Annotated in this window: 24 protein-coding genes; 14 read left to right on the plus strand and 10 right to left on the minus strand. The window is 64.4% G+C overall.

The genetic code is table 11. The features are described 5' to 3' along the window. Positions 1-58 precede the first annotated feature (58 nt). Positions 59-1,543: a carboxypeptidase M32 gene (locus WHT83_RS01955; protein ID WP_406872813.1), complete on the minus strand. Its 1,485-nt coding sequence runs from the start codon at positions 1,541-1,543 to the stop codon at positions 59-61. A 137-nt stretch (positions 1,544-1,680) separates the two neighbouring features. Here WHT83_RS01955 and WHT83_RS01960 point away from each other — a divergent pair, with 137 nt between their 5' ends. Continuing rightward, complete coding sequence (locus WHT83_RS01960) at positions 1,681-2,034, plus strand: DUF1304 domain-containing protein (protein ID WP_406872814.1); 354 nt, start codon at positions 1,681-1,683, stop codon at positions 2,032-2,034. Positions 2,035-2,096: 62 nt separating this feature from the next. On the opposite strand, the gene WHT83_RS01965 is transcribed toward WHT83_RS01960, so the two are convergent. The 8 genes from WHT83_RS01965 to WHT83_RS02000 all read right to left on the minus strand — a co-directional run bounded on the left by WHT83_RS01965 (position 2,097) and on the right by WHT83_RS02000 (position 9,043). Next, positions 2,097-2,498 (minus strand): hypothetical protein, encoded by a 402-nt coding sequence (locus WHT83_RS01965; protein WP_406872815.1) that lies wholly within the window; start codon positions 2,496-2,498, stop codon positions 2,097-2,099. Between the two features lie 279 nt (positions 2,499-2,777). Further along, the gene (locus WHT83_RS01970; RefSeq protein ID WP_406872816.1) at positions 2,778-3,809 is read right to left on the minus strand and encodes a peptidoglycan -binding protein; all 1,032 of its coding nucleotides are present in this window, start codon (positions 3,807-3,809) and stop codon (positions 2,778-2,780) included. Beyond that, on the minus strand, positions 3,810-4,829 hold the full coding sequence (locus WHT83_RS01975) for a MotA/TolQ/ExbB proton channel family protein (protein ID WP_183262705.1): 1,020 nt from the start codon (positions 4,827-4,829) through the stop codon (positions 3,810-3,812). Positions 4,830-5,024: 195 nt separating this feature from the next. Continuing rightward, positions 5,025-5,714: a hemolysin III family protein gene (locus WHT83_RS01980; protein WP_108606537.1), complete on the minus strand. Its 690-nt coding sequence runs from the start codon at positions 5,712-5,714 to the stop codon at positions 5,025-5,027. A gap of 72 nt (positions 5,715-5,786) precedes the next feature. Next, positions 5,787-6,587 (minus strand): inositol monophosphatase family protein, encoded by an 801-nt coding sequence (locus tag WHT83_RS01985; protein WP_108606536.1) that lies wholly within the window; start codon positions 6,585-6,587, stop codon positions 5,787-5,789. A gap of 25 nt (positions 6,588-6,612) precedes the next feature. After that, positions 6,613-7,179, minus strand: coding sequence for an elongation factor P (gene efp / locus WHT83_RS01990; RefSeq protein WP_018429990.1), 567 nt, complete (start codon positions 7,177-7,179; stop codon positions 6,613-6,615). Positions 7,180-7,283: 104 nt separating this feature from the next. Further along, positions 7,284-8,393 (minus strand): tetratricopeptide repeat protein, encoded by a 1,110-nt coding sequence (locus WHT83_RS01995; RefSeq protein ID WP_406872817.1) that lies wholly within the window; start codon positions 8,391-8,393, stop codon positions 7,284-7,286. 2 nt (positions 8,394-8,395) lie between these two features. Next, entirely contained in the window at positions 8,396-9,043 is a 648-nt protein-coding gene (locus tag WHT83_RS02000; RefSeq protein ID WP_406872818.1) for a thiamine phosphate synthase, read from the minus strand. A gap of 176 nt (positions 9,044-9,219) precedes the next feature. Between WHT83_RS02000 and WHT83_RS02005 the strand changes: the two genes are divergently transcribed. Next, positions 9,220-9,990: a sulfite exporter TauE/SafE family protein gene (locus tag WHT83_RS02005; protein ID WP_406872819.1), complete on the plus strand. Its 771-nt coding sequence runs from the start codon at positions 9,220-9,222 to the stop codon at positions 9,988-9,990. A 52-nt stretch (positions 9,991-10,042) separates the two neighbouring features. After that, complete coding sequence (locus tag WHT83_RS02010) at positions 10,043-11,680, plus strand: acyl-CoA synthetase (RefSeq protein WP_406872820.1); 1,638 nt, start codon at positions 10,043-10,045, stop codon at positions 11,678-11,680. A gap of 47 nt (positions 11,681-11,727) precedes the next feature. On the opposite strand, the gene WHT83_RS02015 is transcribed toward WHT83_RS02010, so the two are convergent. Further along, positions 11,728-12,330 carry a DUF2269 family protein gene (locus WHT83_RS02015; protein ID WP_406872821.1) on the minus strand — a complete coding sequence of 201 codons (603 nt, stop codon included), beginning with the start codon at positions 12,328-12,330 and terminating at the stop codon, positions 11,728-11,730. Between the two features lie 500 nt (positions 12,331-12,830). On the opposite strand from WHT83_RS02015, the gene WHT83_RS02020 reads away from it, so the two are divergent. From WHT83_RS02020 to WHT83_RS02070, 11 genes are all read left to right on the plus strand, one after another. After that, positions 12,831-13,208 carry a hypothetical protein gene (locus tag WHT83_RS02020; RefSeq protein ID WP_108606531.1) on the plus strand — a complete coding sequence of 126 codons (378 nt, stop codon included), beginning with the start codon at positions 12,831-12,833 and terminating at the stop codon, positions 13,206-13,208. 408 nt (positions 13,209-13,616) lie between these two features. Further along, the gene (locus WHT83_RS02025; RefSeq protein WP_055975432.1) at positions 13,617-14,150 is read left to right on the plus strand and encodes a DUF1465 family protein; all 534 of its coding nucleotides are present in this window, start codon (positions 13,617-13,619) and stop codon (positions 14,148-14,150) included. An 87-nt stretch (positions 14,151-14,237) separates the two neighbouring features. Beyond that, complete coding sequence (gene ruvC / locus WHT83_RS02030) at positions 14,238-14,756, plus strand: crossover junction endodeoxyribonuclease RuvC (RefSeq protein ID WP_108606530.1); 519 nt, start codon at positions 14,238-14,240, stop codon at positions 14,754-14,756. A 59-nt stretch (positions 14,757-14,815) separates the two neighbouring features. Further along, positions 14,816-15,067, plus strand: coding sequence for an AbrB/MazE/SpoVT family DNA-binding domain-containing protein (locus WHT83_RS02035; RefSeq protein WP_406872822.1), 252 nt, complete (start codon positions 14,816-14,818; stop codon positions 15,065-15,067). Positions 15,068-15,134: 67 nt separating this feature from the next. Further along, positions 15,135-15,404, plus strand: a complete 270-nt coding sequence (locus WHT83_RS02040; protein ID WP_406872823.1) for an AbrB/MazE/SpoVT family DNA-binding domain-containing protein — start codon at positions 15,135-15,137, stop codon at positions 15,402-15,404. Further along, complete coding sequence (locus WHT83_RS02045) at positions 15,385-15,798, plus strand: type II toxin-antitoxin system VapC family toxin (RefSeq protein ID WP_406872824.1); 414 nt, start codon at positions 15,385-15,387, stop codon at positions 15,796-15,798. The genes WHT83_RS02040 and WHT83_RS02045 overlap by 20 nt, the downstream gene beginning before the upstream one ends. Positions 15,799-15,811: 13 nt before the next feature. Then, positions 15,812-16,432: a Holliday junction branch migration protein RuvA gene (gene ruvA / locus WHT83_RS02050; protein WP_318763505.1), complete on the plus strand. Its 621-nt coding sequence runs from the start codon at positions 15,812-15,814 to the stop codon at positions 16,430-16,432. A 67-nt stretch (positions 16,433-16,499) separates the two neighbouring features. Beyond that, complete coding sequence (locus WHT83_RS02055; RefSeq protein ID WP_183262713.1) at positions 16,500-16,775, plus strand: AbrB/MazE/SpoVT family DNA-binding domain-containing protein; 276 nt, start codon at positions 16,500-16,502, stop codon at positions 16,773-16,775. Then, positions 16,772-17,176 (plus strand): PIN domain-containing protein, encoded by a 405-nt coding sequence (locus tag WHT83_RS02060; protein WP_406872825.1) that lies wholly within the window; start codon positions 16,772-16,774, stop codon positions 17,174-17,176. Before WHT83_RS02055 ends, WHT83_RS02060 begins: the two co-directional genes overlap by 4 nt. Then, on the plus strand, positions 17,173-18,213 hold the full coding sequence (ruvB, locus tag WHT83_RS02065) for a Holliday junction branch migration DNA helicase RuvB (RefSeq protein WP_108606523.1): 1,041 nt from the start codon (positions 17,173-17,175) through the stop codon (positions 18,211-18,213). Before WHT83_RS02060 ends, ruvB begins: the two co-directional genes overlap by 4 nt. Continuing rightward, entirely contained in the window at positions 18,210-18,698 is a 489-nt protein-coding gene (locus WHT83_RS02070; protein WP_108606522.1) for a GNAT family N-acetyltransferase, read from the plus strand. The genes ruvB and WHT83_RS02070 overlap by 4 nt, the downstream gene beginning before the upstream one ends. Positions 18,699-18,754: the final 56 nt, after the last annotated feature.

The following is an 18,754-nucleotide window of genomic DNA, read 5'->3' on the forward strand; positions in this document are numbered from 1 at the left end:
GATGAATACCCGTTGCCAGGCCTCCGTGCCGAAGCGGAGGCCTGATGAAGCAGAGATATTATGCTCCGTAGCGCTTCTTCAGATGCGACGTGAAATGCGCTGCGTTCAGCTTCTCACCCGTGGCGCGTTCGAGCAGTTCCGGCGTCGACCACAGCGAAGCCTGCGACCAGATCTTGTCGCGGCGCCAGTTGTTGACGGTGTCGAAGTGGCCGCGCGCGATCTCGTCGTCGACGGATGGATGCGCCTTCACGATGGCCGCCCATTGCTGCGCCGCCATCATCGCGCCCAGTGTGTAGGACGGGAAATAGCCGAAGGCACCGCTCGGCCAGTGCACGTCCTGCATCGGCCCGTCCGCCGGATTGTCGATGGTCGACAGGCCGAGATACTCGCGCATCTTGGCGTCCCATGCCTCGGGCAGGTCGGACACAGCCAGGCGGCCCGAAACGAGCTCCTGCTCCAGCTCGTAGCGCAGGATGACGTGCAGCGGGTAGGTGACCTCGTCGGCGTCGACGCGGATCAGGCCGCGCTCGACATGATGGACGTGGGGCAGGATCTCGCCGATCGTCCAACGCTCGCCGAGATGCTGTTCGACCATGGGCAGTGCCCAGTGCCAGAAGGCCGGATTGCGGCCGAGCTGCTTTTCGACGAACAGGCTCTGGCTCTCGTGCACGGCCATGCCGCGCGCCTTGCCGAGTGGCCAGTGCGCCCATGCCTCGGGCAGGTTCTGCTCGTAGAGCGCATGGCCGGTCTCGTGCAGCACGCCCATCAGTGCCGAGAGGAAGTCGGAGGTCTTGTAGCGCGTGGTGATGCGCACGTCCGACGGCACGCCGCCGCAGAACGGATGATGCGACACCGACAGGCTGCCGCGGGTGAGGTCGAAACCGACGGCGCCCATCATCGCGAGGCCAAGCTCACGCTGGCGCTCGACGGCATAGACGCCTGACAGGGCGCGCGGCGGGTTCTTGGCGCGGCGCTCGGCCTGAACGGCAAGGGCTTCCGGCACGAAATCCCTCAGGAATGCCTTGAGGTCGGTGAACACGGGAGTGATGTCGGCGGTGCGGTTGCCGGGATCGTATTGTTCCATCAGCGCATCGTAAGGCGCGAGCCCGAGCGCTGCCGAGCGCAGCGCGGCCTCCTCGCGCACCAGCGTGACGATGCCCTCCAGCGCCGGCTGGAAACCGGCCCAGTCGTTCTTGGCGCGCAGGTCGCGCCACAGCTGCTCGCAGCGCAGGCGCGCCGAGGTCTGGCGTTCGACGAACTCCGACGGCAGGCAGGTCATGTTGGTGTACTGGCGGCGGAACTCCCGCAGTGCCACGGCCTGCTCGTCGTTGAGCGTTTCCGCTTCGGCGGCGGCGATCCAATCGGCGATTTCGGGTGCGGTCGCCTGGCGATGATGCATGCCGGCGAGCGCCGACAGCGCCTCGGCGCGCTTGGCGCCGCCGCCCACCGCCATGTGGGTGGCCTCGTCGGCGCCGAGAATGGCGAGCGCGTGCTCCAGCGCTTCGAGCTTGCGGCCGAGTTCGTCAAGTTTTGCGAAGGACATGGCTCTTCCTCTGTCTCAAAATCGCGGCGAGAGGATACCAAAGCGCGCGCATTCGCAAGACTGTTCGGCTGGTCCACCACTTGCCGGTGCGGCAGCCGGCATGCTCAAGTCATCCCGGAGATCGAAGGGGACCGGTTATGCTAGCGAACATCCTGGTCGGGCTGGTGGCCTTGATCCACCTCTACATCGTCTATCTCGAAATGGTGCTGTGGGACACGCCGCGCGGGCACAAGGCCTTTGGCCTGAAGCCCGACTTCGCCATGGCCTCCAAGGTGCTGGCCGCCAACCAGGGGCTCTACAACGGATTTCTCGCCGCCGGCCTGATCTGGGGCCTATGGCTGGGCGAGGCAGGCTTCCAGGTGAAGGTATTCTTCCTGCTCTGCATCGCCATCGCCGGCCTTTATGGCGCGGCCACCGTCAGCCGCAAGATCCTCTACATCCAGACCGTGCCGGCTGCGCTGGCACTCGCCGCCCTCTGGATCGGCTGGTAGCCGGACGCCAAACAGGCGCCCCCGGTTTGCACCGAAGGCGCCTGATAAGGACTGTAACGAGACTAGCCGCGGAAGGCGTCGTGACCGACCTGATCGTCCAGGCCTGAGATCCGCGCCATCAGCTGGTGGTATTCGCCTGCCGGGATCATGCCGCCGTCGCGCACTGAGTCGGCAACCGCCGCCTTGCGGATCGTTGTCGCCTGCGCTTCCAGCCCGCGTGCCTCTGCCGGCGTGATCAGCTTGAGGTGCTGGTCGGACTGGATGCGCGCATCAGCGTCGCGCAGATCGTTGAGCACGGCGCTCAACTGTCCGCCAGTGACATAGGTCGTAGGCGGAGGTGCGTCGCTGTCGTCATGGTCCGACGAACGGAAATGCGGCTCGTGCATGGGTGCCGCGAAGGCGATGCCGAGAGGAGCCGAGACGAGGAATGCGGCAAGCGCCGCCTTGAGGGTCAAAGAGCGCATGATTGCGTCTCCCGAACTTGCGGGTCGCGTTACAACTGGCGTCCCGTCGATCGCAGCCCGTCAAGTTCCGTCGTGTCGCGGCGGGAGGTCGTCGCCGGCGGTTCCCGGACTGCATCTGGAGTCTAGGTTCGCGCAGCCGGGAAGCCCAATTAAGAAAAGATAATCTTGGCCGCCACAATCACGCTGCCAATGCCGCACCACCGCCCCGGTTGAGGCAGGCTTCTCGCACACGAAATATTGAGACCGGGTTCGCCCGGTTCCGATGTTGCGGATGCCGTCTTATCGCTCGGTGAGCTTGAGTTCGATGCGTCGGTTCCTGGAACGCGCCTCGTCGGTGCCGCTTTCGTCCAGCGGCTGGAACTCGCCGAAGCCGGCCGCGACCAGTCGATTGGCCGGCACGCCATTTTCGATCAGGAATTTCACCACCGAGGTCGAGCGCGCCGACGAAAGCTCCCAGTTGTCGCGATAGCGGCCGGTGCCCGACAGCGGGATGTTGTCGGTGTGGCCGTCGACGCGCAGCACCCAGTTGATCTCCGGCGGGATTTCCTTCTGCAGTTCGAGGATGGCGTCGGCGAGCTTCTTCATCTCGCCCTGGCCTGCCTCGTTGATCTGCTCGGAGCCCGTCGGGAACAGCACTTCCGACTGGAACACGAAACGGTCGCCGACGATGCGGATATTTTCGCGGTCGGACAGGATCTCGCGCAGGCGGCCGAAGAAGTCGGAGCGGTAGCGGTTGAGCTCCTGCACACGCTGGGCCAGCGCCACGTTCAGGCGGCGGCCAAGATCGGCGATCTTGGTGTTGGATTCCTTGTCTCGGGTCTCCGAAGCGTTGAGTGCTTCTTCAAGGGCACCGATCTGCCGGCGCAGGGCGGCGATCTGCTGGTTGAGCAGTTCGACCTGGCTGAGTGCGCGCTGGCTGATCTGGCGCTCGCTGTCGAGTTCGCCGGTCAGCGAACCTATCCGCGCCGTGGCCTCGGCACCGGCGCCCGATCCCTGGGACAACAACCGTTCGAGCCGGCTCTTTTCGCTCTCCGCAGCCGACAGCGATGCCTGAAGGTTGGCGAGCGCGTCCTCGACGTCCTGCGAATTGGACTTTTCGAGCGCGAGCAGCTGCGTCAGCTCGTTGATCTGCGAATTGAGCCGGGTCAGCACCTCGTCCTTGCCGGAGATTTCGCGGCTGAGCAGGAACTGCGCCAGCACGAAGACCGAGAGCAGGAACATGATGGCCAGAAGCAGCGTCGACAGCGCGTCGACGAAACCCGGCCAATAGTCGATGCGACGGTCGCCCCGCCGCCCACGCGCAAGAGCCACTTAGTGGACTCCCTCTTTCTTGAGGGCGTCGGCGATCTTTTCGAGCGTGCTGCGCATCGCCTTCTGCTCGTCGGATTGCGCCTCGACCCAGTCGCGCATAATCTGCTGTTCGCTGCGCATGTTCTTGACGAGGCCCGAAATGCCGTCGGCGAGGCTGGCCATGGCAGCGGCGATGCGTGGGTTCGACCCACCCTGCTCCTGCATGTTGCGCAAACGCTCGCTGAGCGCCCGGATCTCGTCCGTCGAGCCGTTCTTGGCATCGGCGACGACGATGTCGGAGGAGAGGTCGGCAACTGTCGAGAGCCAGTTTTCCAGCTCGGTGTAGAAACGCGTCTGGGCGCGACCGGCCTGGAGATCGAGGAACCCCAGCACCAGCGAGCCGGACAAGCCGAACAGCGACGACGAGAACGCGGTGCCCATGCCTTGCAGCGGCGCGGCGAGCCCCGCCTTCAGCGCTTCGAGCACCGCGGCGGCATCGCCCGTGCCGGGATCGAGCGACTGGATGGTGTCGCCGATCGAGCCGATGGTCTCGAGCAGGCCCCAGAACGTGCCAAGCAGGCCGAGGAAGACGAGCAGGCCGACGAGATAGCGCGAGACGTCGCGGCTTTCGTCGAGGCGGGTGGCGATCGAATCGAGCATCGTCCGCATCGAACTGGTCGAGAACGCCATCGACGACGAACGGCCGAGCATCGCCTTCATCGGCGCCAGCAGCACCGGTTCGTTGACTTCCGAGCCGGCCCGGAACGAGTTGATCCAGCGGACTTCACGAAACAGGCGGCCGACCTGGACGAAGGCAAGGCCGATGCCGACGACAAGCACGCCGATGATCAGCCCGTTGAGGCCGGGATTGGTGACGAAGGCGTTGGAGATCTGCCGTGTCAGGATTGCCGCTATGAAGGCGACGATCGCCAGGAAGATCATCATCGTCAGCAGGAACACCTGCGGACTGGACAGGCGATGCGGATCGTAGTTGAGCACATCGGAGCCCCTGCCTACTCCGAGAGATTTCAAGAATGACATCGGCGCCCCGGTTCCAGTTCCGCGCGGCCAAAGCGTCGCACATCCATCCGGACACGCAAAGGACGCTTCGCCGCTTTCAATCTACGCATGGTGCTTTTGTTAAGTTGCACCGACGCGTTAGTGGACCACGACTGTAAGCGGAAATGTGACGAAAATGAAAGACGCTTGCGCTTGGTGGCGCGCATCGCCCCGCGATCACAGCCGCGCGACCACCAGAAGGTCGATCATCGCCGCCACGTGAAGGCCCGCGCCGGTGACGACGAAGCCGTGCCAAAGGGCACTCTGGAAACGCAGACGCTGCCAGGCATAGAAGATCACGCCGCAGGAATAGACCATGCCGCCGGCAAACAGCAGCCACAGCGTTGCCGAAGGCAGTGTTGCGACCAGCGGGCGCAGGATGACGACGCCGCTCCAGCCCATGGCGAGGTAGAAGGCGACCGCCAGCCGGTCGAGCCTGCCGGGCAGGAAAAGCTTGATCGCCATGCCGGCGATGGCCGCCGACCAGACGATACCCGCCATCCACCCTGCCGTGACGCGGTCCTCGAGTTGGGCCAGGAACGGCGTGTAGGTGGCGGCGATCAGCAGGTAAATGCCGGCATGGTCGAAGCGGCGCAGTACCCACTTGGCCGGCGAGATCGGCCACAGATTGTAGGCGCACGACACCGAAAGCACGGTCAGCAGCGCCACCACGAAAACCACGGCGGCGAGATACTCGCCGGTGGCGGTGTAGAATGCGGAGATCGAAAGCAGGACCGAACCGGCGGCGACGGCGAGCAGGATGCCGATCGCGTGGACGACGCCGTCGGCGATGAGTTCGGCGCGCGAATGGCTGTAGCGCCCGATGAAGGGCACAGCTGTCTCAGGCTTGCGGAGATTGTCCGTCATCGTTCGTCCCTGCGCCTTGCCTAATATGGGCAGGCGCAGGCACGATGCGCAAACAGTGCGCTGCGCGGCGGATCAGCGCGGCGTGACCGGCTTCTTCAGGGTCTTGAGCAGCGCGCGGTGGATGGTCTCGTTGCCGACGACGATCGAGCCGCCATCGAGCATGTCCTGGCCGCCCTTGTCGTCGGAGACGAAGCCGCCGGCTTCGCGCACCAGAAGGATGCCGGCTGCGACGTCCCAGGGCGACAATGCCGTCTCCCAGAAGCCGTCCATGCGGCCGGCAGCGACATAGGCGAGATCGAGCGCCGCCGAGCCGAGGCGGCGGATGCCCGCGACCTCGCCCATGACGTTGCGCAGCTCGAGCAGGAAGTTGCCATGATGGCCGCGGCCGAGATGCGGTGCGCCACAACCGATGACCGCATCGGAAAGCTTGGTGCGGCCGGAGACGCGCAGGCGGCGGTCATTGAGGAAGGCGCCACCACCGCGTTCGGCGGTGTAGAGTTCGTCCATCGCCGGGTTGTAGACGACTGCGGCGACGATTTGGCCCTGGCGTTCCAGCGCGATCGAGATCGAGAACACCGGAATGCCGTGCAGGAAGTTGGTGGTGCCGTCGAGCGGGTCGACGATCCAGCGGTGCTGGTCGTCCTCGCCGGCGACCACGCCACGCTCTTCCATCAGGAAGCCATAACCTGCGCGGGCCTTCGACAGCTCGGCAAACAGGATGTCTTCGGCCTTGCGGTCGGCCTGGCTGACATAGTCGCCAGGTCCCTTGAGCGAGACCTGCAGGTTCTGCACTTCGCCGAAGTCGCGAGCCAGCGAGCGGCCGGCCTTCATGGCGGCCTGCACCATGACATTTAGGATCGCTGAACGCGCCATTATCTAGACCTCTCCGTTACCGTGCTCAATCCGCGCGGCGGACGTAGGTGATCTCGTTGGTGTCGACGATGATGCGCTCGCCCGACGAGATGAAGGGCGGCACCAGCACGCGGACACCGTTTTCCAGCACCGCCGGCTTGTAGGACGAAGCGGCCGTCTGGCCCTTCACGACCGGGTCGGCCTCGGTGATCGTCAGCGTCACCTGGTCGGGCAGCGCGATGCCGATCGGACGCTCGTCATAGAGCTCGACCGTGACCATCATGCCGTCCTGCAGGAAGGCGGCGCGGTCGCCGACGAAATCCTTGAGCAGTTCGAGCTGCTCGTAGCTAGCGGTGTCCATGAACACCAGCGCATCGCCCTGCTCGTAGAGGAACGAAAAGTCCTTCTGCTCGAGGCGAACCTTTTCGACCGTCTCGGCCGAGCGGAAACGCTCGTTGAGCTTGGTGCCGTTGATGAGGTTCTTGAGTTCGACCTGATTGTAGGCGCCGCCCTTGCCGGGCTTGACGTGATTGGTCCTGACCGCCACCCAGAGGCCGCCGTCATGCTCGATGACGTTGCCGGGACGGATTTCGTTGCCGTTGATCTTGGCCATGGTTGGTTTCCGGAAGAGAGGTTTGCGCCGGAAGGGGCGCTATCGGCGCCTCCAAGACCACAAAATGGCTTTTTAGGCAAGAGAAGTCGCGATTTTCGCTGATCTCAGCGGATGCGGTTGGCGCGCTCCAGCGCCTGTTTCATCTCGACGTCGGTCAGGCCGCGCAGGAAGTCGTCCATCTCGGGATCGTTGAGCCCGGCACGGCGGGCATTGATGTACCACGCGCCGGCGAGGATCGGATCGGGATCAACGCCGATCCCTCCCATATAGAACTTGGCGAGCCGGTTCTGCGCCGCGACATTGCCGCTGTCGGCGGCGAGCTTCATCCAGCCGAAAGCCGATTTCAGGTCGCGGTCGCCGCCGCGGCCGTCGGCCATCCACAGGCCAAGGTCGAACTGGGCGGTGTCGTAGTTCTGGCGTGCCGCGCGGACGAGCATCAGCCTTGCCTGCTTGTCGTCGCGCAGCTTGCCGCCGACGCCGTTGCCAAGCACCTGGGCCATCGCATATTGCGCGTCCGCGAGCCCTGTCGCCGCGGCCCGTTCATAATAGGGCACGGCCTTCTCCAGGCCCCGGCCGCCTGGCTCGCGCTGCACCAACATCTGGGCATAGTTGAACTGGGCGAGCCGGTTGCCGGCCTCGGCCGCGGCCTGCATCAGGGCATTTGCCGCCTTGTCGTCGCGGGTCACGTATTTCCCATCGAGCAGCAGCAGCGCATATTGGAACTGCGCTTCGGGAACGCCCTGTTCGGCGGCGCGCTCGTACCACTTGGCTGCCTCGGAATCGTTGCGCGCCACACCCAGGCCGCGCGACAGGATTTCGGCAATCAACGTCTGGGCGGCGGAGTCTCCCGCCTCGGCCCGTGGCAGCGCCAGATTGTAGGCCGTCTTGTAGAGTCCACGCTGGAAGGCGCCATAGGCCTCGTCCGAATGCTTGCCGCCAAAACGGTTGGGGTCGATGCCGTCGGGCGCCTTGGCCGCCGGATTGGCGCCGAGATCAGGCGTGGCGGGAGCAGCCGGAGCGGGCTGCAGTGCGGGGACCGCCTCCGGCGTCGGCGCGGGTCCGAAGCGGCTGGGGTCGACGATGTCGACAGGCTTGCCGAGTGAGGGAACCGCACCCTGGTCGGACGGCGGGACCGGCGCGCTTTCAACGGCAATCGCGGGCTCGAGCCCGAAGCCCAGGCACACAAGCGCGGCAAGGAAGCGCGAACGGTCCATCGTCAGCCCTCGAAGTGCGGCGCAGTCTCGTCGAGCAGCGCATTGGCGCGAGCCACCGCCTCGCGCGGATCGATGCCTTCGCCGAACACCGCCGACGACAGCGCGACGAATTCCACGCCTGTCGCCGCCACCGCCTCGACAGAGGCAAGGTCAGAACCGGCCATCACGATGCAGGGAATCTCGATCATCTCTGCCCACCATTGGCCGAGCGAGAGGTTGCGCGAATGGGGCTCAGGCTTGTTGTCGTAGCCGAAGCGTCCGAAGAAGATGTAGTCGGGCCGCTCCTCGCCGAGTTCCAGCGCATCGTCGCGCGTCTTGGCGCCGCCGACGCCGACCATCATGCGCTCCTGGTAATGTTCGACGGCTTCGGCGAGCGCCGCCTTCTTGCCCTCGACATGGATGCCGTCGGCCTGGATGCGGCCGGCAACGCGGGTGTCGCCGGCGACCACCACGGCCACGCCGGCTTCGCGTGCCGCAGCTGCTACTTTTTCGGCGAAGTTCTGGAAGGACACTTCATCGGTGCCCTCGGCGGGAAGGATGAGCGAAGCGACGTCGCCGCCGGCAAGCGCGGCCTCGACATCCCCGGGCTGCACCGAGGGCGGCGCAATCAGCACGATGCGGCAGCGATTGGGCGGCGTATTTGGGTTCATGTTCTTCGATCCGGTGCTCGACGCCTATGCAAGGCGATCATGTTTGCATTGGGGCATAGAACAAAGTGGTGCCGTTGAACAGGACACGCAGCTGAACCCAAGCATATGAAAAGATTGGCGCGGCACTCGCCAAGGCGCTGCCGTGCGGCTATTGCGGACGCGAAAGGCGGCTGTCCATGATTTCGCTTCTGCTCGATCCGTGGTTTTACGCGGCGGCGGTGCCGGCGGTGATTCTCGTCGGCCTGTCCAAGGGCGGCTTCGGCGGCGCGGTCGGATTCGTCGGTGTGCCGCTGATGGCGCTGGTAATGTCGCCGGTGCAGGCCGCCGCCATCCTTCTTCCCATCCTGATCCTGATGGACGTCGTGTCGCTGTGGAGCTGGCGCGGCGTCTTCGACCGCACGATCCTATGGCAGATGCTGCCGGGTTCGATCGTCGGCATCGGCATCGGCTGGCTGATGGCCTCGGTGGTGACGGCGGACAATGTACGCTTCATCGTCGGCGCCATCGCCTTCGTCTTCGTTGCGCGCTGGATCTACACCAGCCTGCGCCACGGCGCCGACCACAAGGCCGAACCGAACGGCATCGCCGCCGCCTTCTGGGGCTCGGTCGCCGGTTTCACCAGCTTCGTTGCCCATGTCGGCGGCCCGCCTTTCCAGGTCTACACATTGCCGCTGCGAATGGACCCGAAAGTGCTGACGGGCACCAGCGTCATCTTCTTTGCCGTGACCAATGCCATCAAGCTGGTCCCCTACTTCGCCCTCGGCCAGTTCGATACCGCCAACCTCACCGCCTCGCTGGCACTGATGCCGCTGGCGCCCCTGGCGACGCTTGCCGGCGCCTGGCTCGTCAGGCGGATGCGGCCGGAAATCTTCTATCCCTTCACCTACGCCACGGTGGCAATCGTGGCGCTGAAACTGCTTTATGACGGGATCGCCGAATTCATTTGAGGGCGATGCAGCCAGTCTCTTATCTTGATGCGGCAGATCAGGGAGAACACCGATGGGTCGGCCATACGAGGAAAACCTCGACAAGAACCCCGCCAACCACCAGCCGCTGACACCGCTGAGCTTTCTCGAACGGGCGGCGAAGACCTTTCCCGACCATGCGGCGATCATTCACGGCGACCGCCGCACCAGTTACCACCAGTGGTGGCAGCGCTCGCTGAAACTCGCCTCCGCACTGGCGAAGACCGGTATCGGCAAGGGCGACACTGTAACGGTAATGCTGTCCAACACGCCGCCGATGCTCGAAGCGCATTTCGGCGTGCCGATGACCAAGGCCGTGCTGCATTCGCTCAACACCAGGCTCGATGCGGCGATCATCGCCTTCCAGCTCGACCATGCCGAGACCAAGCTCCTGATCGTCGACCGCGAGTTTTCCGGCGTGGTCAAGGAGGCGCTGGCGCTTGCCAAGGTCAAGCCGCTGGTGATCGACTATGACGACCCCGAATATCCCGCCGACGCGCCCTATCCCAAGGGTGAGCGCATCGGCACGATCGACTACGAGGCCTTTGTGGGCTCGGGCGACGAGACCTTCGCCTGGTCGATGCCGGATGACGAGTGGGACGCCATCTCGCTCAACTACACCTCGGGCACGACAGGCAATCCCAAGGGCGTGGTCTACCATCACCGCGGTGCCGCACTGATGGCCTACACCAACACCATCCATGCCGGCATGGCCAAGCACTGCGTCTATCTCTGGACGCTGCCGATGTTCCACTGCAACGGCTGGTGCTTTCCCTGGACGCTCGCGGTCCAGGCCGGCACCCATGTCTGCCTGCGCTGGGTGCGCGCCAAGCAGATATATGACGCCATCGCCGAGCTAGGCGTCACCCATCTCTGCGGTGCGCCTGTCGTCATGTCGTTGCTGATCAATGCCAAGGACGAAGAAAAGCGCGCGTTTCCGCAACTGGTGACCTTCAACACCGCCGCGGCACCACCGCCTGAAGCCGTACTTTCCGGCATGGCCGATGCCGGCTTCGCCGTCACCCACCTCTACGGCCTGACCGAGACCTATGGCCCGGCCGTGGTCAACGAATGGCACGGCGAATGGGACGAGCTGGAAAAAGGTCCGCGTACGGCCAGGAAGGCGCGGCAGGGCGTGCGCTATGCCGCGCTCGAAGACCTGACGGTGATGGATCCCGAGACCATGGAGAAGACGCCCGATGACGGCGAGACCATCGGCGAGGTGATGTTCCGCGGCAACATCGTCATGAAGGGCTACCTCAAGAACAGGAAGGCCACCGACGAGGCCTTTGCCGGCGGCTGGTTCCACTCCGGCGACCTCGGCGTGATGCATCCCGACGGCTACATCCAGCTCAAGGACCGCTCCAAGGACATCATCATCTCCGGCGGCGAGAACATCTCTTCGATCGAGGTCGAGGACGCGCTCTACAAGCACCCCGCCGTCGCCTCCTGCGGCGTGGTGGCAAGGCCGGACGACAAATGGGGCGAGGTGCCCATAGCCTATGTCGAGCTGAAGCCGGGCAAGGAAGCGACGGAGGCCGAGATCATCGAGCATTGCCGTTCGCTGCTTGCCCGTTTCAAAGTGCCGAAGGCAGTGATCTTCGCCGAGATCCCCAAGACCTCGACCGGCAAAATCCAGAAGTTCCGCCTGCGCGACATGGCCAAGGGGTAGACAGTAGAACGAGAGGCGGCGTCCGTACCGGCGCCGGCTCCTTTGGTTCAAGCAGCCGGCACTGCCACTCCGCGCTGGCTGCCGAAGGCGGCCCATGCGCCCGCGACGAAAAGAACCGCCATGGCCGACAGGACAGGCACGTCCGACAGCGTCGGCTTGAGCACCATGTCGGCGACAATGATGAGCATCACCGCATAGTCGAAGCGCGCGACCTTGAGGATGCGCCGGCTCTGGTCGAGCGCGGCAGGCGTTACACCGTCGCGGGCGATCATCGCCGCCATGCGGTCACCGGTCGGCTGGAAAATGAGCGTTCCAACCAAAAACGTCGTCGCGTAGCCGGCAAGGCCGATGACGACCCACAGGTCACGGAAGCCGACCCAAAACGTGCACATGATGAGCCCGAACACCAGGGTCGCCAGCGACGCCGGCACGAACAGTCGCTTACCCAGCTGACCAATCGAGCCCATGGCTTGCAGCATGCCCTCGACATTGCCTGCGCGGTCGGCGCGAAAGGCAAGCAGCATCAGCGCAAAACCGCCGCCGGCCCAAACGACGGCGGCGACGATGTGCAGCAACTTGAAGAGAGAATACAAATCCATATTCCAAACCTTTCCAATCCGGTTTTCCGACAACGGCAGCAGCTGTTTCACCCGTCGCTCGTTGCGGCGCCGGCAAATAGCGCCGGCGCTGTTTCGGCATTGTGTCGGCACGGATCGCTGAATGTTTCGGCGGTCACGACCGCAGATGCTGAAGCGACGCCGATGCCCGCATGACTGCTTGCCCCGTCAGCGCGCGGGCCAGCAAGTCTGTACAACAGCGGTGCCGGCCGTCTGCTGGAATGATGCGACAGACCCCGGAAAACTGCGGAAATTCCAGCCGCCGACCATAGTGACAGCCCTGCAACGGACGTAACAGCGGGCCGCAAAGCATGGTATGTTTAGATGCGCCGTGGGGACGGCGCGCATCCGGAACCCGGCCGCGGGGAGGCAACGGCCGGCTCACCCAGCTTCCAATGTAACGAGACCGGTAGCATGCCATGCAGCAGCGCGGCATGCGGCGGAAACACGGCCGGTGCTAATGCGCCGGCACCGACTTACTCGTCGTCACCAACCCATTCCCTGCGGGGGGAAAAGGCAATCGGAGCAAGGATATGCAAGGGGTAGCACGGAATTTCTTCACACTCGCGATCGTCTATGCGCTATGCGGCATGGCGCTCGGCCTGCACATGTCGATCAGCCAGGACCATACGCAGATGCCGGTCCATGCCCATACCATGGTGGCAGGATGGCTGATGTCGGCTGTGTTCGCCGTCTTCTATCACCTGTTTCCCGTCGCGCGGGACAAGGTGCTGGCGAAGATCCACTTCTGGCTGACGGCCATCAGCGGCATCGGCCTTCTGGTCGGACTGTTCTTCCTGCTCGGCGGCAATGCCGCGATCGAGCCCGTTGTCGCGATGTCGTCGATGGGCTTCTACGCGGCGATGCTGCTGTTTGCCGTCATCGCTCTTCCGGTCGTCTGGAAGTCGTGAGTCGGCGTAACGCCGGCGTGGCATCCGCTGCCGCGCCGGTGTGCCGTGTCGGCACAGTCAACGACAAATCAGCAACGTTCTTAAGCGTCCATTAAGCATTCCAGTTGTTTACTGTGCGTATCCAGTCATCTGGATTCTTACCGAGTGGTTGGAGCCACTTTGTTTGACGCCTCCCTGTTAAACTCCTGAGAGCCGCGCTTTTCCGCGGCTCTTTTTTTCGCGCCTAGGTCCGTGGAACGCCCTCCAAAAGCGCTCCAATCTGTCGCGTTAACCCTTTGTTAAACATGCGCTTGCGTTCGCATGAGCGGAAGCGCATTTTCATCGGGCTTGGCGTATAGGAGCGGACCGCGCAGAATCCGTCGCCAAAGACGGGCGGTAACGCGGGATCAGGGTTGCAGGGTAGCGATGATGAACGAGCCTTCGAGGGAAAGCGGAAATACCATCAAGCTCGCCGAAAGGCGGGTGTTTTCGCCGTCCTTCAAGCCCCTCTACAACGAGGGCATGGGGCTGGTCGAACAAGCCGCCGAGTATCTCGATGGCGCCGGACGCGTCGAGGCCAAGAAGCTGTCGCGGCTTGCCGCCACGCTTTACGCCGCCGAATCGATGCGGCTGACCACGCGGCTGATGCAGATCGCATCTTGGCTGCTGCTGCAGCGCGCCGCCAATTCCGGCGAGATGACCCGCGACCAGGTCGCCTCCGAGAAATCGAAGGTGCGCCTCGACACCGCCTCCGCCCATGACGACGCCGCCGGCTGGAACGAATTGCCGGCCGATTTCGTCGACCTCGTCCGCCGCTCGCTCAGGCTGCAGGCGCATGTGCGCCGCATGGACGAGGAGATCTACGGCAACGGCGCTACGGTCGTGCCGGTGCAGGCGATGCGCCGCAGCAACCCCGTCTCCGACCAGATCAGCCTGCTCAACACGGCGTTCGCCCGCAACTAGGCTCGGCAACCCTGCCACGCGCGGGGATTGTTTCTGTTTTGTTCACATTTTTCTGGCGTCCTGCACCCGTGGAGATAGAGTTCACGGATGAAAGAGACGATTCGCATCATCGGCATCGACCCCGGGCTTCGGCGCACCGGCTGGGGCATCATCGAATCGCTCGGCAATTCGCTGCGTTTCGTCGCCGCAGGCACCGTACGGTCCGACGACAAGGCCGCGCTTGCCAGCAGGCTGTGCCAGTTGCACGACGGTCTTGCCGACGTGATCCATCGCGAGATGCCGCATGAGGCAGCCGTCGAGGCGACCTTCGTCAACAAGGACGCCACCGCCACGCTGAAGCTCGGCCAGGCCCGCGGCATCGCCATGCTGGTGCCCGCACGCGCCGGGCTGGCGGTCGCCGAGTATTCGCCCAACGCCGTCAAGAAGGCGGTGATCGGCGTCGGCCACGGCGACAAGAAGCAGATCGCCATGATGGTCAAGGTGCTGTTGCCCAAGGCCGGTTTCGACTCGGCCGACGCGGCCGACGCGCTGGCCATCGCCATCTGCCACGCGCACCATCGCCAGAGCCCGGCCTATCGGCTTGCAGCACTGGCCGCTCAGGCCTGATGTTCTTGACTTGTTCCGGTCATGGGGACATTCCTTCCTCGTAAGAGAAGGATGATTCCATGCGGGTGACGAGCAAGGGACAGGTGACGATTCCGCGCGATCTGCGCGAAACTTTCGGCATCGGCGCCAACACCGAAGTGATCTTCGGCATCGAGGGCGGCAAGATCACCATCGTGCCCAAGGACGACATCAACAGATTGGCCGATCGCGACCGGCTGGACCGGTTCCTGGCTATTCTCGACCGCCTCGAGGGCGCGGCCGACCCAGCGACCAGCCCCGACGAACTGGCGGCGCTCACCAGGGAGCGCTGAAGGCAGCCGCGCCATGTTCTTGACTTGTTCTCATGCGGCAGCTAAGTAATACCTACGAGGTATTACCATGCGCGTGACCACAAAAGGCCAGGTGACCATCCCTAAGGAAATCCGCGACCGGCTGGGAATCGAGCCCGGCTCGGAGGTGGATTTTGTCGTGTCCGACGACGTTGTCACACTCGTTGCCCTTCAAGGCGACGAGGCCCGGCAGCGCCGGGCGAAGGCCATCGGTGCCTGGGCAGACAAGGTAGCCGGGACGATCGACCTCGGCGGCATGACAACCGATGAATATATGGACTGGCTGAGGGGGCCGCGCGATGACCTCGGTCCTCGTTGATTCCAACATTTTCCTGGACATGTTCCAGGGCGGCGCGACAAGCAACTGGTCGCGAGGCAACCTCGTGAAAGAGGGAAGCGTCGCCGCACTGGTCGTAAACCCGGTGATCTGGTCGGAAATTTCGGTTCGGTTTCCGGCGGAGGCCGACCTCGTCGATTCTCTGGCCGGACTTTCGCTGCACAAGGCGCCGATCCCTTATGAAGCCGCTTTCATGGCCGGCAAGGCGCATCTGGCATATCGCCAGAATGGGGGAGCGCGCGAACGCACCCTGCCCGATTTCCTCATCGGCGCGCATGCGCAGGTGGCGGGGCACCGGCTGCTGACGCGCGACGCCTTGCGCTACCGCAGCTATTTCCCCGACCTCGACATCATCGCACCAGACACCCATCCATGACGGGACGCACCAAATGATCGGCAAGTTGAAGGGCACCGTCGACGAGATTGGCGAGGATTATTGCGTGCTCGACGTCCATGGCGTCGGCTACGTCGCCTATTGCTCGGCGCGCACGCTGGCCGCCCTGCCCGGCGCCGGCGAAGCCGCAGTCCTCTATATAGAAACCTATGTCCGCGAGGACATGATCCGCCTCTATGGCTTCAAGGCCGAGCTGGAGCGCGAGTGGTTCAGGCTGCTGCAGAACAATGTCCCCGGTGTCGGCGCCAAGGTCGCGCTCGCCATCCTGTCGACGCTGGCGCCATCCGACCTCGCCAACGCGATCGCGCTGCGCGACATCGCCATGGTCAGCCGTGCCCCCGGCGTCGGCAAGAAGGTCGCCGAGCGCATCGTCACCGAACTCAAGAACAAGGCCCCGGCCTTCGCCGGCGAAGCCTCGGGCACCATCGGCCTGAAGCAGGAACTCGGCGAGGGCGTGGCCCCCGCCCCCATCGCCGATGCGGTTTCGGCGCTGGTCAATCTCGGCTATTCCCGCGACATCGCCGCCAATGCCATTGCCGCCGCCATGAAGACGGCCGGCGAGGATGCCGATTCCTCCAAGCTGATCCGTTTCGGCCTGAAGGAGCTGGCGCGGTGACCATTGCAGCACCTCGATTTTCTTACTATATTGCCAAAAGTAAGTATTCTGGTCAGGAGTAAGAAATATGGGTGCCGAAGCCACCTTGACCTCCAAGGGCCAGCTCACCATTCCGAAAGACGTGAGAGACATGCTGTCGCTGAAGCCCGGCGATGCCATCGCCTGGACCGTTGTTGACAACCATCTCGTCGGCACGCCGCGTAATCTTGCCTTCGCCGACCTCGCCGGCATCCTTGGCGACCCGCCCGGCGGGCCGGCAACGCTGGCGGAAATCGACGAGGCGGTTCGCGATGCCGTGGCAACGCATGCACTTGGCAAAGATTTGGCGGGGGATGCCCCGTGACGCAGGTCGGCATCGACACCAACATTCTGCTGCGCATGGTGCTGAACGACGACCCCGATGAGCAGGCGAAAGCACTCGCATTCGGGAGCGGCCTGAGCGAGGAGACCCCCGGGTTCATCAGCCTGATTGTGCTGGTTGAATTCAGTTGGGCTCTTGCATCGCGTTACCGGCAGACGAAGGACCAGACCTTGACCACCATTCACAGGCTGCTGAAGGTGAGGACGCTCGCCTTCGAGGACTTCGATGCGGTCGTCCGCGCGCTGGAGCGCGCGGCCGCCCCGCAAGTGGACTTTGCCGATGCGTTGATCGCCGAGCACAATCTGCAACTCGGCTGCTCGCACACGGTGACGTTCGACTTGTCTGCCGCAAAGTCCATCCCATCCATGGAACTGCTTTCGTGAACACGCCCACCCGCCTCATTACACCTGAAAAGCGCGGCGAGGACGCCGACAACAGCCTGCGCCCGCAGACGCTCGACGATTTCGTCGGCCAGGCGGCTGCGCGCGCCAACCTGAAGATCTTTATCGAGGCGGCCAAGGGCCGTGGCGAGGCGCTCGACCACGTGCTGTTCGTCGGCCCGCCCGGCCTCGGCAAGACGACGCTCGCCCAGATCATGGCGCGCGAGCTCGGCGTCAATTTCCGCTCGACCTCAGGCCCGGTGATCGCCAAGGCCGGCGACCTCGCAGCCCTTCTGACCAATCTCGAAGAGCGCGACGTGCTGTTCATCGACGAGATCCACCGGCTCAACCCGGCGGTCGAGGAAATCCTCTACCCGGCGATGGAGGACTACCAGCTCGACCTGATCATCGGCGAAGGCCCGGCGGCTCGCTCGGTGAAGATCGACCTCGCCAAGTTCACGCTGGTGGCCGCAACGACGCGCCTCGGCCTGCTCACCAACCCGCTGCGCGACCGCTTCGGCATCCCGACCCGGCTCAACTTCTACACCGTCGAGGAGTTGGAGCTGATCGTGCGCCGCGGCGCGCGCATCCTCGGCATGCCACTCGCCGACGACGGCGCCATCGAAATTGCGCGGCGTGCCCGCGGCACGCCGCGCATCGCCGGCCGCCTGCTGCGCCGCGTCCGCGATTTCGCCTCCGTCGCCGGTTCCGGCCCCGTCGACCGCCGCATTGCCGACGAGGCGCTGTCGCGCCTTGAAGTCGACGCACTCGGCCTCGATTCGCTCGACCGGCGCTATCTCTCGATGATCGCGATGAATTTCGGCGGCGGTCCGGTCGGCATCGAGACCATCGCGGCCGGCCTGTCCGAGCCGCGCGATGCCATCGAAGACATCATCGAGCCCTATCTGATCCAGCAGGGCTTCATCCAGCGCACGCCGCGCGGCCGCATGCTGACCGCCAACGCCTGGAAGCACCTTGGCCTCGAAATCCCGCGCGATCTCGCCGTGCAACAGATCAACCTGTTCCAGGAAGAGGAATGAGCCCGGCTGGCTATCGTCCCGGGCTGATCGCCGACATCGTTCGGCTGCACGCCGAATATTACGCCCGCGACTGGGGTTTCGGCCTGCCCTTCGAAGCCAAGGTGGCAGGCGAACTTTCCGCCTTCATGCGCGATTTCAGGCCGGGCCAGGATTTCTTCGCAGCCGAATACGACGAGGATGGTGCCCTGCTGGGCACGATCAGCATCGAGGCACCGACCGCAGCCGCGCCGTTGGCGCATCTGCGCTGGTTCATCACCAGCGACAATGCGCGTGGCACCGGACTGGGGCGCCGGCTGATGGGCGCAGCGATCGAGCATGCCGACATGAAGGGCTTTCCCAGGGTCTATCTCACGACCTTCGCCGGGCTCAGTCCCGCGCGCCACCTCTACGAGTCCTTCGGCTTTGCGCTTGTGGCGGAAGAAGAACGCGACCAGTGGTCCGGCGGCGTGCGCGAGCAGCGCTTCGAGCGCCCGAGGACGCGGTAGCCACGCTCAGTTCTCCCTCCCGAACATCCGAGAAGTGGCCCGCCTGCCGGGGAGAG

It is taken from the genome of Aminobacter sp. P9b, assembly GCF_045345995.1.
GTDB classification, from domain to species: Bacteria; Pseudomonadota; Alphaproteobacteria; order Rhizobiales; family Rhizobiaceae; genus Aminobacter; species Aminobacter niigataensis.

Coding starts and splice junctions, on each gene's coding strand:
- WHT83_RS01955 (WP_406872813.1), bottom strand. CDS start 1,543: ATGTCCTTCGCAAAACTTGACGAACTCGGCCGCAAGCTCGAAGCGCTG.
- WHT83_RS01960 (WP_406872814.1), top strand. CDS start 1,681: ATGCTAGCGAACATCCTGGTCGGGCTGGTGGCCTTGATCCACCTCTAC.
- WHT83_RS01965 (WP_406872815.1), bottom strand. CDS start 2,498: ATGCGCTCTTTGACCCTCAAGGCGGCGCTTGCCGCATTCCTCGTCTCG.
- WHT83_RS01975 (WP_183262705.1), bottom strand. CDS start 4,829: ATGTCATTCTTGAAATCTCTCGGAGTAGGCAGGGGCTCCGATGTGCTC.
- WHT83_RS01980 (WP_108606537.1), bottom strand. CDS start 5,714: ATGACGGACAATCTCCGCAAGCCTGAGACAGCTGTGCCCTTCATCGGG.
- WHT83_RS01985 (WP_108606536.1), bottom strand. CDS start 6,587: ATGGCGCGTTCAGCGATCCTAAATGTCATGGTGCAGGCCGCCATGAAG.
- efp (WP_018429990.1), bottom strand. CDS start 7,179: ATGGCCAAGATCAACGGCAACGAAATCCGTCCCGGCAACGTCATCGAG.
- WHT83_RS01995 (WP_406872817.1), bottom strand. CDS start 8,393: ATGGACCGTTCGCGCTTCCTTGCCGCGCTTGTGTGCCTGGGCTTCGGG.
- WHT83_RS02000 (WP_406872818.1), bottom strand. CDS start 9,043: ATGAACCCAAATACGCCGCCCAATCGCTGCCGCATCGTGCTGATTGCG.
- WHT83_RS02005 (WP_406872819.1), top strand. CDS start 9,220: ATGATTTCGCTTCTGCTCGATCCGTGGTTTTACGCGGCGGCGGTGCCG.
- WHT83_RS02010 (WP_406872820.1), top strand. CDS start 10,043: ATGGGTCGGCCATACGAGGAAAACCTCGACAAGAACCCCGCCAACCAC.
- WHT83_RS02020 (WP_108606531.1), top strand. CDS start 12,831: ATGCAAGGGGTAGCACGGAATTTCTTCACACTCGCGATCGTCTATGCG.
- WHT83_RS02025 (WP_055975432.1), top strand. CDS start 13,617: ATGAACGAGCCTTCGAGGGAAAGCGGAAATACCATCAAGCTCGCCGAA.
- ruvC (WP_108606530.1), top strand. CDS start 14,238: ATGAAAGAGACGATTCGCATCATCGGCATCGACCCCGGGCTTCGGCGC.
- WHT83_RS02035 (WP_406872822.1), top strand. CDS start 14,816: ATGCGGGTGACGAGCAAGGGACAGGTGACGATTCCGCGCGATCTGCGC.
- WHT83_RS02040 (WP_406872823.1), top strand. CDS start 15,135: ATGCGCGTGACCACAAAAGGCCAGGTGACCATCCCTAAGGAAATCCGC.
- WHT83_RS02045 (WP_406872824.1), top strand. CDS start 15,385: ATGACCTCGGTCCTCGTTGATTCCAACATTTTCCTGGACATGTTCCAG.
- ruvA (WP_318763505.1), top strand. CDS start 15,812: ATGATCGGCAAGTTGAAGGGCACCGTCGACGAGATTGGCGAGGATTAT.
- WHT83_RS02055 (WP_183262713.1), top strand. CDS start 16,500: ATGGGTGCCGAAGCCACCTTGACCTCCAAGGGCCAGCTCACCATTCCG.
- WHT83_RS02070 (WP_108606522.1), top strand. CDS start 18,210: ATGAGCCCGGCTGGCTATCGTCCCGGGCTGATCGCCGACATCGTTCGG.